At 31.6% G+C, this 13,747-nt stretch carries 9 protein-coding genes; 5 read left to right on the forward strand and 4 right to left on the reverse strand.

The genetic code is table 11. The features are described 5' to 3' along the window. Nucleotides 1-11: 11 nt before the first annotated feature. Nucleotides 12-947: a dihydroorotate oxidase gene (locus B7692_RS00765; RefSeq protein WP_084929620.1), complete on the reverse strand. Its 936-nt coding sequence runs from the start codon at nucleotides 945-947 to the stop codon at nucleotides 12-14. Nucleotides 948-1,187: 240 nt separating this feature from the next. On the opposite strand from B7692_RS00765, the gene gdhA reads away from it, so the two are divergent. Further along, on the forward strand, nucleotides 1,188-2,534 hold the full coding sequence (gene gdhA, locus B7692_RS00770) for an NADP-specific glutamate dehydrogenase (protein ID WP_084929621.1): 1,347 nt from the start codon (nucleotides 1,188-1,190) through the stop codon (nucleotides 2,532-2,534). Between the two features lie 287 nt (nucleotides 2,535-2,821). After that, entirely contained in the window at nucleotides 2,822-3,985 is a 1,164-nt protein-coding gene (locus B7692_RS00775) for an ATP-binding protein (protein ID WP_084929622.1), read from the forward strand. Between the two features lie 95 nt (nucleotides 3,986-4,080). Here B7692_RS00775 and B7692_RS00780 read toward each other — a convergent pair whose 3' ends face one another. Further along, nucleotides 4,081-5,898 carry a UvrD-helicase domain-containing protein gene (locus B7692_RS00780; RefSeq protein WP_084929623.1) on the reverse strand — a complete coding sequence of 606 codons (1,818 nt, stop codon included), beginning with the start codon at nucleotides 5,896-5,898 and terminating at the stop codon, nucleotides 4,081-4,083. Continuing rightward, nucleotides 5,885-7,984 carry an ATP-dependent nuclease gene (locus tag B7692_RS00785; RefSeq protein WP_084929624.1) on the reverse strand — a complete coding sequence of 700 codons (2,100 nt, stop codon included), beginning with the start codon at nucleotides 7,982-7,984 and terminating at the stop codon, nucleotides 5,885-5,887. Before B7692_RS00785 ends, B7692_RS00780 begins: the two co-directional genes overlap by 14 nt. A gap of 682 nt (nucleotides 7,985-8,666) precedes the next feature. Between B7692_RS00785 and B7692_RS00790 the strand changes: the two genes are divergently transcribed. Further along, nucleotides 8,667-9,719 carry an ATP-grasp domain-containing protein gene (locus B7692_RS00790; protein WP_084929625.1) on the forward strand — a complete coding sequence of 351 codons (1,053 nt, stop codon included), beginning with the start codon at nucleotides 8,667-8,669 and terminating at the stop codon, nucleotides 9,717-9,719. Here the strand turns inward: B7692_RS00790 and B7692_RS00795 are convergent. Next, a complete protein-coding gene (locus tag B7692_RS00795; protein WP_084929626.1) occupies nucleotides 9,702-12,047 on the reverse strand; it encodes an NB-ARC domain-containing protein in 2,346 nt (781 codons plus the stop codon). The two genes, B7692_RS00790 and B7692_RS00795, sit on opposite strands and share 18 nt — an antisense overlap. A gap of 86 nt (nucleotides 12,048-12,133) precedes the next feature. Between B7692_RS00795 and B7692_RS00800 the strand changes: the two genes are divergently transcribed. Together B7692_RS00800 and B7692_RS00805 are read left to right on the forward strand one after the other, a co-directional pair. Further along, nucleotides 12,134-13,030: a tyrosine-type recombinase/integrase gene (locus tag B7692_RS00800; protein WP_084929627.1), complete on the forward strand. Its 897-nt coding sequence runs from the start codon at nucleotides 12,134-12,136 to the stop codon at nucleotides 13,028-13,030. A 323-nt stretch (nucleotides 13,031-13,353) separates the two neighbouring features. Next, the coding region (locus tag B7692_RS00805) for a transposase (protein ID WP_142360007.1) at nucleotides 13,354-13,747 on the forward strand (394 nt) is incomplete at its 3' end.

The following is a 13,747-nucleotide window of genomic DNA, read 5'->3' on the forward strand; positions in this document are numbered from 1 at the left end:
TTTTAATGAATTTAATCGATATAGCGCAATTTCCCACGGAAATCTTCTAGGCTTTCGTACCCTTTTTCCGCCATGATTTCTTTCAGTTCATTGGTAATACGTTCGAAGGTACCGACACCTTCTTTGTGAAGGGTAGTTCCCACCTGCACCATACTAGCTCCACAGAGGATATGTTCAAAGGCATCTCTACCAGTCAGAACGCCACCTGTTCCGATGATTTGGATTTGAGGATTTAAACGTTGATAAAAAGCATGAACATTCGCTAGAGCAGTCGGTTTGATGTACTCCCCACCAATCCCACCAAAACCATTCTTAGGACGAATAACGACGGACTCATCTTCTATATAAAGGCCGTTTCCGATAGAGTTGACGCAGTTTACAAACTTAAGAGGATACTTGTTGAAAATAGCTGCCGCTTGGTCAAAGTGAACAATATCAAAATATGGTGGCAATTTAATTCCCAGAGGTTTGGTAAAATAGGCAAATACCTCTGCCAAAATCCGGTCAGTTGTCTCAAAATCATAGGCAATCTGAGGTTTACCTGGAACATTTGGACAGGAGAGGTTTAGTTCAGTCAGACCACGAAACTCACTCTCTTGGACTTTTTTCAAAATAGTATGGGTTTCCTCTGGAGACATACCAACTAGAGATAAGAAGAAAGTCCGGTTCGGCTCTTTTTCCTGCAGATCCAAAAGATAGTCCAAATAATAGTCTAAGCCATTATTTGGCAAGCCCATAGAGTTGATAGAACCAAGTGGAACATCTTGATAACGTGGCTCAGGATTTCCCTGACGAAAGTCCAAGGTCGCTGTCTTGGTCACAAAAGTTCCTGCCGCTGAGTTTTTAACCCCTTCTAGCTCCTCTATCGTCATACAAGCCACACCTGCTGCATTCATCAAGCAGTTGTCAAACTCAAAACCAGCAATTTGCGTTTTCGTTGATACCATGATTCTGATCCTCCAGATTCCTTTTATTGCTAATATTATACCACATTTTCAGATTTTCTCTTTAAGAAAGGCATTTATAAGAAAAACGTTCGTTTTTTATCTATTTTCAAAAAGCCTCAAAACTAAATATCAAAACTAAATTGATAGAATTTTTAGAAAATTTCTGTTTTTTTCTTTACAGTAAAAAAAAATTCTGCTATAATGACTCACATAATTAAATTAGAATTTAAGGAGAACGATATGACATCTGCTAAAGAATATATTCAAAGCGTGTTTGAAACTGTAAAAGCTCGTAACGGGCACGAGGCTGAATTCCTCCAAGCTGTTGAAGAATTTTTCAACACTTTAGAACCTGTATTTGAAAAACACCCTGAGTATATCGAAGAAAATATCTTGGCACGTATTACTGAGCCTGAGCGCGTGATTTCTTTCCGTGTTCCTTGGGTTGACCGTGATGGAAAAATTCAAGTAAACCGGGGCTACCGTGTTCAATTCAACTCAGCTGTTGGACCATACAAAGGCGGACTTCGTTTCCACCCAACTGTAAATCAAGGGATTTTGAAATTCCTCGGGTTTGAACAAATCTTTAAAAATGTCTTGACTGGACTTCCTATCGGTGGAGGTAAAGGTGGATCAGACTTCGATCCTAAAGGTAAAACAGATGCTGAAGTGATGCGCTTCTGCCAAAGCTTCATGACTGAATTGCAAAAATACATCGGCCCATCACTTGACGTACCTGCTGGTGATATCGGTGTTGGTGGACGTGAGATTGGTTACCTTTACGGTCAATACAAACGCCTTAACCAATTTGATGCTGGTGTCTTGACTGGTAAGCCTCTTGGATTTGGTGGTAGCTTGATTCGTCCAGAAGCAACTGGTTACGGTTTGGTTTACTACACTGAAGAAATGCTCAAAGCTAACGGTAACAGCTTTGCTGGTAAGAAAGTGGTTATTTCAGGTTCTGGTAACGTTGCTCAATACGCTCTTCAAAAAGCGACTGAACTTGGTGCAACCGTTATCTCTGTATCTGACTCAAATGGTTATGTCATCGATGAAAATGGTATCGACTTCGATCTATTGGTTGATGTTAAAGAAAAACGTCGCGCTCGTTTGACTGAGTATGCAGCTGAGAAAGCAACCGCTACTTATCATGAAGGTTCTGTATGGACTTACGCTGGAAACTATGACATCGCTCTTCCATGTGCGACTCAAAACGAAATCAACGGTGAAGCAGCTAAACGTTTGGTTGCTCAAGGCGTTATCTGTGTATCTGAAGGTGCTAACATGCCAAGCGACCTTGATGCCATCAAAGTTTACAAAGAAAATGGTATTTTCTACGGACCTGCTAAAGCTGCCAATGCCGGTGGTGTAGCCGTTTCAGCCCTTGAAATGAGCCAAAACAGTCTTCGCCTCTCATGGACTCGTGAAGAAGTTGATGGACGTCTCAAAGACATCATGACAAACATCTTTAACACAGCTAAAACAACTTCAGAAACATACGGTCTTGATAAAGACTACCTTGCAGGAGCTAACATTGCTGCCTTTGAAAATGTAGCAAATGCTATGATTGCACAAGGTATTGTTTAAGATTTATTTGCTTAATCCTCAATCGCTACGATTGGGGATTTTTATGTTGAATTAAAAAGTTGGAAAATTACTTACTTACCCCATTTTATCCCATTTCGGAGAAAATAGAAAAACCGCTACTCCTAAGAATAGCGGTTTAATCATGTTTTTAAGCTACAATGTAGTTGCTCTATTATTTTAGGATAACAGGGAAGATTTGGAAAAGGTATCACAGCTAATATAGTTATGATTGACTTTCTCTGATTCTATGATAAAATTTCTGTAAACTAATATTTGGAGAAATAAAAATGCTGAGTCTAGATCAAATACATTTACTATTGAATACTCCCGAAGATGAGTTTCATGATTTTAAACAAAAATGGCATCATTCAAAAACTGAATTGGTGCGTGATATCTTAAATTTTGTCAATACATCACATCACGAAGATTGTTATATCATCTTTGGAATTGATAATATCACTTTAGATATAATCGGTGTAAACAATGATGATAATAGAAGAAATGAAGAAGATCTAACAGATTTACTACATAAACTCTTTATATCAACAAATAATCAAATTAAAATTAGCATACAAACTGAAACTATAGACAACAAAGAAATTGACATCTTAATTATTCATGATACAGATAAAGTTCCTGTATTTTTAACAAAAGATTATAAACCTAAGAAAGATACTGCATTACCAAAAGGATTAATATATGCTAGAAATGGCTCTATAAATACTCCTAAAGACTCCTCTGCTCCTTTTGAGTTAATAAATAAGTTGTTTCTAAAGTTTAATCATACCGACTTAAATATCAAAGAGCAGTATTTTCATGTTTTAAAAGACTATAAAAATTGGTTCTTCATTGAAAATGAAGACGGAAGATTTTTTATTTATAATCCTAATCCCGATTTTTATATTAAACTTACCGACGATGATGCAAATCGTGACAAAACTATGCCCTATAGTTTAAATCAATACCAGACTAATATTGATTGGCAATTAGTACGACTTCGATATCGTCATCTTACAATTGACGAATGTATGGCTATGTATTTAGATCAAGGTAATTGTCTAGTCCCTTCCCCTGAAGTAGAAAGTTTTAAAATAGATTATCAGGAGACTATTTATTATCACTGTTTATACAAAAATACTTTAAAGTACCAATTGCTGAAAGTATTTTCTTCAATACCTGGTCTCGAAAAATATCCTTTAGATAGATTTAAAAATAATATAGTAATTTATGATGATAAAATAGAATTGGAAAAGACTCACAACTTAATAAAAAGTAATTTTTCAATAGAAGAGATAATGAAGCAACTAGTCGTTTCAAAAAAAGATTTGAATTTATACTTTAAAAAGGCGAAACAAAAAAATCCTGACTATAATAGTCAAGAAAATGAAAAAAACTTAACTGAACTAAACTTAATTAAGTTATTAAAAAGTTTTCAAAAAAGTATATCTTGATAATCTACTATCACATTTTCAACTACTTAAACATGCAATACAAGGCATAGGAATTAGTTTATTTAAAAAAACTAATTCCTATGCCTTAATCATTATTAATTAACAACATCAACTAAACTAGATTGAATCAGTAATGAATAGATTTCATTAATATTTCTATTGTTTTGCGACCTATTATTTCTCAATTTACAGTATGTAAAGATTAGGTAACTTTTTGCTCTTGAAAGTGCGACAAAGAAGGCACTCTTATCTTCTTCAGGTTGATCATTAAAACTCCAGAATGCAGAATCCTCCAAGCCTAAAAAATAGACTACCTCATATTCTAATCCTTTACTCTTATGGATAGTCATAATTGGAATTGAGTTTTCACCCTTGAAACTAGAGACTATATCTAGCCATTCACCTTGTGTTTGAGAATATTCTTTGTATAATAACTTTGAAAAGTTCTTGACAATGATATCTAGGTCACTTTTCCCATTGTATGTTGAAAAGTTGGAAATAATTCTTTTTTCATCTATTTTTTCAATAATACAATCAATTAATTTTAGCATACTTTCTTCATTGGGAATAAAATTTGAAATTAGGTAAGTAATATCACTAACTATAGTGTCAATCTCCTTATAGGATTTTGCTAAAATTAATTCATCAGTAAACTCAGCTATTCCATTGATATTTCCATAAAAATTACTAATATTTTCCCAAATTAAAGGATCTCGTTTTCCTTGACTGCATGATATTAAATCTAATAATAGGTTACAAGTAGGGTCTTTTAAAAGCTCTTGATATTCATTTTCAATTCTTACTTTAATCCCTTTACTGCTTAATGTAGTTATCAATTTTGAACTATAATCATCAACCTTCTGTTTTGCTAGGATACAAATTTCTGATGGTCGTATACCTCCTTGAATTTTTGATTCTATATCATTTGCAATTAACTCAGCTTCTAAACTTTCATTTTCAAATTCAAATAATGTTATTTCACCCTCTTGAAATTCTGGATAATTATTTGTCTGAATAGAACTGTGATTACTATTTAATATCTGATGAACCTCTTTTTGAAATTCTACAAGTTTAGGTACAGAACGGTGATTCATCAACAATTGATATTCATTTGAATTAAAGTCTTGAATATAGTCTGGAAAAATATCAGGATTCGCACCTGCCCATCTCATAATGGCTTGCTTATTATCTCCAACTGCTGTTAATTTACAAGACGAACCTAAAAAACAAGTTTTTAATAAATTATACTGGGCATATGTAGTATCCTGAAATTCATCTAGAAATACAAAATCGTATGTCATTTGAAGTGCTTTACGGATGTATTCGTTAGTAGCTATTATTTGAGTACTCAACTTTGTTATTTGCCTATACAAGAGAACCGGCTTATTATCTTGTGTTCCATTTAGTAAATCCTTTTTTAATTTGTGAGTATTCCCGTCATTAAGTATAATATTTTCGACAAAATTTCTTATATCTGACATTCTCCATCCATTAACATTAATTCCATTCATAGAGAGTAGTTCTTTTATAGTATCCCAATCTTCAATCAAATAATCTCTTGATGGTCGTATATCCTCAGGTAGAACATCTCTAAATTGGTCTAAAATTCTCTTTTCAAAAGCCGAATAGGTTAATGAGGTAAAACGAGAAGCATATTCATCACCATAACGTTTCTTAACTCTTTCTTTCAAATTTGATGCAGCATCCGTTTTGAAACTTAATGCTAGAATTTTTTTCGGAGAAACGCATTTATTTGTAGAGAATAAATAGTCTAACTTTTGAGCTAGTAATTCAGTTTTCCCCGCACCGGGTCCAGCAATGACTAAACAGTTAGTCACATCTTTGACGGCTCCTAATGCAGTCTCTTCTAAAATGATATCTCCTTTAGGAAGCCACTCCTCACTCTTCACCATGTTCAATATCTCCAAGTAATTCTTCAGCACGGTTAACTATTTTTTCAAATACAGGGGGTAGATTTCTTGTTAATTCATCATCACTAATAGATGATAAAAATTGCATATGAGTTGTTGGCTTTCCTCTACCTAAAAAGAAATATTGATACCAAATCATTAATTCTTTCTCTTCTCTAGTAAAACTATCCCCCGGTCCACTCTTATCCTTTAAAGTAGCTATCTTTGCTTCTTCTATACGTTTTTCGAGACCTTCTAACTGCAATTTATCAATACGATCCAAATCAGTTAATTTTACTTTTTTACAATTCCCGCCTGAATCAGCATATGAAATGACTGGTCCTTCTTTCGAAGATAACATATCCGGATAATATTTCCTATAATGTTGTAACATTAAGAAGTCAATATCAAGCGGCGCAGAAAAGAACACATTGAACTTTTCTAACATTTTAATCCACCCCTCAAGCAACTGATTATCAGGTCTATCAATCTTCCAGTCCTTTATTTTATCAATCTCATCATCATCTAGAACTCGTGATTTTTGAGATTCGGTTGTTACAGTAACAAGTTTTTCTTTAGCAACTCCATTTAGTATCAATTGTTTTATTGCATATTGAATTCTTCCCCAGCCACCTCCATATCTTTCGTTATCGAAATCTAATAAGGTAATATGAGGAATCCTGAGAGCGTTCAATAATTTCCAAAAATAATTAACATGCCTACCTCCTAAAGGAACTACTGAAATCTGAGAACTATCAATTTCCAGTCCAAATAAATCAAAAAACTTTGGTAATAGCAGTTCCTCACTATCACCTTCACCCAATACTACTAACTTTGCAAAATATAGTTCAGGATAAGCTTGAATTGCTCCCTTAATGTATTTATAAGACTCATCACTCGATTGAGGTAACTGTATATCAGAAACAATGGTTTGAAGAACACTGTCATTATTTTCTATTCTTAAATACCTCAAATTTTCTGGGTCAATTCTTTTTACAATAACTGGAGAATGTGAAGTTAAAATTACTTGAGAGTTGTCATTATTGCCTAATTGCTTAAACCTTTTTATCAGTTTTCCAATGTGATGTGGAGCAATATGATTTTCTGGTTCCTCTATTGCTAAGATAGTTAGTATTGGAGGTACCAACTTAAATCTTGGATTATCAGGATTCTCTTCACGGTCTTTGGTAATTTCTAACTCAATATCAAGTATCGAATCAACAAGTGAAAAATAAAAAATAGATCTCAGTCCATCTCCTAGATCTGAAACTGTAAATGCTTCTTCAGTGGTTGTTGGTGAAAATTTTAAGGCAATCTGTCTAAGTGCTGCCGCCATCTCAGAAGAATTAATAATCAACTCTGCTTGAGAAAAACGGTTATCTTCATGATATAATTCCCATGATTTCTGAATCTCATTGTTGATCTGAGTTAATGCTCCATTTTCAGATAAAAAGGTGTTATTCAACTCATCAATTTTATCTTTAATTTCATTTATCTCATCTTTAGTCCAATTTATACTATTTACCAACCTACTTAACATACTACCTGAAGCATTACCCAACTCCTTCTCAGGTGTTCTTGAAGCTGGTACATAAAGTACCCTAATTTTATCCAAATCCTTTCTAGAAGCACGATGTTTGTCTTCATCTCTAATAGTATCTTCATCAGATGAAATATAATAAATTTGAGTATCAATACTTCCTTCAACTGTTCCATCATCTTCCCAGGAAGATTCTAATCTGATTCGTAAAAAAGGTTTTGCACCATCTTGAGAAACTGTAAAGTGCTCGAAAAATGTTGGAATGGCTGGTCCATAGACAGTTCCAGCAAGTTCATCAAACTCAAAAATAGTTTCTATAAAAAGATTTCTTGTGTTTTCACCAGGTCTTAACCCTTTTGGTAAATGAAAATCACTTTTTCGAATGATTCTATCACTTTGTTTATCTGAAAACAACTTACTCAATGCCTGTAATACAGTTGTCTTTCCTGAACTATTATTCCCTATCAGTACAGTTTGATTATTAAAGTTAATTGCTTGACACTCCCCAAAAGATCTAAAATTATTAATAACCATTTTTGTTAACTTCATTACTTGTCCTCGTTTCCTAAATTCAACTGTTTTAATTTTAAGTGCTATTTTCCACCTTCAACATATCTTCCTCAACCTTACTCTATTACCCAAAAAGGCATCATTGAAGAGTGACAGATGCTTAACCTTGATCTATTTTTCAAGCATAGACACATCTTCTATGAATTCCTGGCAAATAGTGTCTATAAATTCTGTTGAAATGGTACTTGTTCCGTTTTTATAACAGCTAAGGGCTATTGACTAAAATTTATACAATTCGAGCAAATCTGTTTTTGTCATGCCATGTGTCTTTAGTAGAATTTTATATTGTTACCAATTATAGTATGCTCCTTTTACTTGATAACACTATTATAACATTTAAAAATTAAAAAAATAGGTTCTAAATTAATAGAAAGTATAATACTAAAATTAGAATTTTTCGTGATAATCCTATAAAATGTTACTTTTCTAATAAACTAGTACTTATTTCCTTCAAACTACACAACTCTCTAGTTGTTGTAAGTTTGTAATTGACTCAAAAGTATTCGATATAATTTCAAAACAGTGTTTTAATTTATAGTTGGCCAATATCATCTAATTTTAACTAAAAAAATCATTATACAAATCAAGATACTAAAGATTAATTTATGGTATACTAGTGATAATAAATAGTTATCGGTAGGAAAGAGGGGTGCGAATATACATGATTGACTTGGTAAAATTTGTGAATAACACTCTAGAAAAATATCAATATTATATTATTGACAATAAAAAAAAGATATTCTTAGTCTGTCCAACTAAGTATTTAACTAACAGCGGTGAGAAGGGGGATAGATTTTCAGAGTTCTTTTCTTTATCTGAATTAGAGCAAGTATTAAAGTGTTTTCAATCACTAGGGATTTACACTGAAGTCTTTTTTGAGACTAATTCACTATTTTCAAAACTACTCTCGCTAGATGCTAATAAAATGAGTGATATCATTGTTTTTGAACACACAGAAAGTAATGGAATATGTGCTGGAGATAGTCTTATCCCTGCATTTTGTGAGACCAATGGTATTAAGCATATTGGGCCAAGTCCATATATAAATGCATTATTAAGTAATAAATTTCACTGGAGTATTTTATTACGTAACTACGGATTTGATATGCCGGAGTCGTTTCTGTATCAATATCAAAAAAAATGGCTTGCTGATTGCAAGCCACAAGAGGGGGAGCTGATATTTATTAAGCCTAATTCAGGTTACTGTAGCATTGGTGTTGATCATCTTTCAAAATGTCATTTAAATCAAGAGACTTGTGATTTACTAGATAAAAGAGTAGAGACGTATCAACAGGAGTTTATCGTTCAGCGTTTCATTGAAGGAGTTGAATATGAAGTTCCATTTTTCGTGGACTATTCTGGGCAAATTCACGTATTGCCACCTATTCGTATTCATCATAATGAACAGAAAGATTTCCTTGATTTTCATGATGTTTTAACTGATGAATATACATTTAGTATTGAAACTGATTCAGAAATTCTTTCGACTTTAAATCAAGTAGTCTCCGAAGCTGTTTCTTTTCTAAGATTTGATAAATTCGGAAGAATTGATATCAAATATTCTCAAGGAAAAGCTTATATTTTTGATATCAATACTTATCCTCATTATATTGAACATAGTTCTTTTTATAAGTCTATTCATAGCATATATAAAGAAAATACATTAGATATCATAATGAAGTTACTTCTTGGAAACTTATTCCCAGATTTCTAATGGACTAAGTAATAGTAATTGCCCCCAATGTTGCCAAATAATTCCAATTTCTTCAGGATAGTATTTTAATAGAAAACTATTATATTGAATAACATCCAATTCCGTATGTTCTAGTTCAATTACCAACTGTTTCATTTGTTTAGACAGTAATTGATTTCTTTTCTTAAAATAATTTTGACTTTGACTATCAGGAAGAGAACTCAGTAATTCCTCAATGATTGCAAGTGCTGAATCTTTGTTTCCTAGGAAGAGGTTTATAAAGGCATAGTTATTATAGATATAGTATTTATAATAACTATCAACATCGGTATTGCGATTAATTGAAAAATATGCTTCCTTAATCAAGGGGAGACTGGTTTCTAGATCTCCTTTTAAAAAGTACATTACAGCAAAATTACTTTTGATTAAATCAACATCTGGTAGCGAATTTGGGTGAATATTTTCAAGAATTTCTGCATTTATGCTATCTTTATTAACAAAGTCCAGCAAAGAAATGTTGTTGATCAACATAATATTGCCAAAGGAATAACATGGAACAATACCATCTTCTAATTCTTGTAGCAACTGCTTTGCTATTCTATTAGCAGTTCTATATTGCAGTGTCAAGTATAGATTTGAGAGGTAATTAATCGTAGCTACGATATAATGTTTTGGATATTGAGATTTATGAGTATTGAAATAGTTATAGGCTTCCTGTAGACTTTTTTCTGCTATTTCAACAGAATATTCCATATTGCTATTAAGTTTTTGAGCATAATACAATAAATCTATATAACTATTTTGAGGAAATTGAGCGATAATTTCCTCAATTTTTTTATTCACTGAATCAATTTTCTCTAATTGCGATAGTTCTAATAAAATATTTTTTTTAAGAATTAAAAATTTTAATAAATATTCCTTGTGGATTTCTTGAGCATCTAGTCTATTAATTTCTAGTTCAATTTCTGTTAATAGTTCTTTTTGTCTAATTATATCAATAAATTGATTGTATAGAGTTTGAAATTTTATATCCAAGATTTCCAATTTTAAATAAGGATGAAAATCTGAAGTTTTTTCTATTAATTTTAAAACATCTTCAAAATTTCCTGAGATAAAATAGTTAATAGCAGAAATAATTAATTCATATTGTTCTTGAATTTTTTCTCTTAATGGATCTTCTTTTGTGGCAGATATATTTAAGCGCTTAAAGTCAGATATATTATTTAGAACTTGGGATATTTCTGATTCTTCTATGAGACCTAATTTACTAGCAAGGAGATGACGGTCTTGATAATTTCCTGGATAAATAATATCAAAGCATCTTAAAATAATTACACTATACTCATAACGTTCCGTATCTTTCCATTCTTCTAGGGCATATAAGACATAATCACTAGCAAAACTATAATAATCAGTCGTTTCGATCAACAGATTTTCATTAATACAATCATTCAAATAAGATTCTAGTTGAATTTGATTTAAAAAATTAGTTGCTAAATTTTTATTAATATTTGTTTTATCAATTAATGAGATATTCCTAAGAACAGAGTAAAGATTTTCACCGTTAGGCTTCGTCAGCAATTCTTCTTTGAGTGTTTTTTGTATATTAAACCTTTTTATGTTATTTCCCAGTATCATTTGCTGAATAATAGTTACTAAATGTAAGTTCCCATTTATTAGGCTATATATACTTTTTAACTGAGTATCATCAATTTTTTGTTTATTAACAATTTGTTGAAAATCTTCAAATGAAAGTTTTTCGACATGCAGTGTCTTCGAATTTTTAATACTTTTTGTTGTTGTAAAAATAATTGTTAAATTATCAAAAACTGAGCTTGATTGATATTTTAATAATTTATAAAAAAATTGTTTCACAACATCTGACTGCTTATCAAAATCATCTATTAAGAGAATTACTTCGTTTTTTTGAAGAAATTTTGAAAGTATTCTAAATTTACTTTTATAGTACTCATCAGATTCAGTTTCAAAGGTATGATTTTTTCTAAAAGTGGATAATAAGTTTTTTACCAATTCTCCAATCGGCAAATCTATTCCTACGGCTAGTCTTGAATCACTTAGAGTATTTGAGAATTTTATTGCCCAATTCTTTGAATTAAGTTCCTCAAAAAATCTCTCAAAAGTCATGAGATTTTGATTTATTTTAAAAATTGAATATGGCTTATTCTGGTAGTATTCATCGATTTTTGATATTATTGTGCTTTTTCCATATCCTTTTTCGCCAACTATAGAAATAATTTTATCAGAAATATTACCAAACAGACTGTCATTTATTTCATCAGTGACTCGAGATACTATCTTTTCAATATGAGGGAAGTAGTCCAAATTCATTTCTCCTACCGATAACTATTTATTATCACTATACAAAGCACCCAAATAGGTTTATAATAGCATGATTATTGATAAAGGAGATTTTTATGGATTATAAACTTATTTCTAATTACTTAGATTATTGCAAAACTCATAAGCGTTTGAGTTCACACACGATTCGCGCTTATAAGAATGATCTTATGCAATTTTATAACTCAGACTATGATAATGTCGAATCCTATATAGAACACTTGACACAATCTAACATAAAAACGAATACATTAAGAAGAAAAATTGCTTGTATGAAGGTGTTTTATAACTATCTAAAATACCAGAACATAATTGAAGAGAACCCCTTCAATCAATTGCGTTTTCAATTTAGAACTGAAAAAATATTGCCTAAAACGATTCCGTATGACATTCTGAAAAGTATTTTTTTATATTTAGAGCAGAGAGTAGTTCTAGCTAAAACTGATTATCAAAAACAACACGCTGAAAGAAATCTACTAATTATTTCACTTTTACTTTCAACAGGCATCAGAATTTCTGAACTTTGCCACATTCATCTCAAAGATATTAATCTTTCCAATAAGACACTCCATATTATAGGAAAGAGTAAGAAAGAACGTATCCTATTTTTAGGAGATCAAAAAACATTCAATTTATTAGAAACATATATAAATAAAACAAGAAATGAATCCAATGATTTCTTGTTCCCAGGGAAACATTCACTTAAACCATTGTCAGAGCAAAGTGTACGTTTAGTAATAAAGAGAATCGTTGAACAAAATAACTTTTCTAGAACTATTACACCGCATATGTTTAGACATAGCTTTGCGACAATGCTTCTAGATAGTGATGTAGATATTCGATATATTCAACAAATTCTTGGACATAGTTCTATATCGATCACACAAATCTATACTCACGTATCTCATTCAAAGCAAAAAGAAATACTTAGTTCTTTTAATCCCGTATCAGTAATTCATTCTGAAATCGAGTAAGAGAACTTTCCAAAGCCTACAGTTTAGTTCATCTAAAATTAATTTTTGTAGTTCGACTTTAGTTAATAGATTTTATGCTCAACAAAAGCAAAAAACATATAAAACTTCATTTTGAATCAGCATTTATACTAGATTTCGTATTAAGAACTCCATAATTGTTTTTCTAAAATATAACTTTCAAATATCCTTAAATATAGATGAGGAAAAACTCAATCTCAGAAGAAAATGGAGTAAATCTTCCTACAAGAAAACGCATAGTATCAAGTTTGAACTGCACCCCAAAAGTTAGACAGAAAAAATCTAACTTTTGGAGTGTTTTTATTATGAAATTAACTTATGATGATAAAGTTCAAATCTATGAACTTAGAAAAAAAGGATATAGCTTAGAGAAGCTTTCAAATAAATTTGGGATAAACAATTCTAATATTAGGTACATGATTAAATTGATTGATCGTTACGGAATAGAGTTCGTCAAAAAAGGAAAAAATCGTTACTATTCTCCTGATTTAAAACAAGAAATGATTCATAAAGTCTTACATGAAGGCTGGACTAAAGATAGAGTTTCTCTTGAATACGGCCTCCCAAGTCGTACGATACTTCTTAACTGGCTAGCACAATACAAGAAAAACGGGTATACTATTGTTGAGAAAACAAGAGGGAGAGTACCTAAAATGGGACAGAAGCCAAAAATGAGACCTGAAGAGAGGACAGAATTAG

Source organism: Streptococcus mitis, assembly GCF_002096925.1.
In the GTDB taxonomy this organism is placed as follows: Bacteria; Bacillota; Bacilli; order Lactobacillales; family Streptococcaceae; genus Streptococcus; species Streptococcus mitis_AF.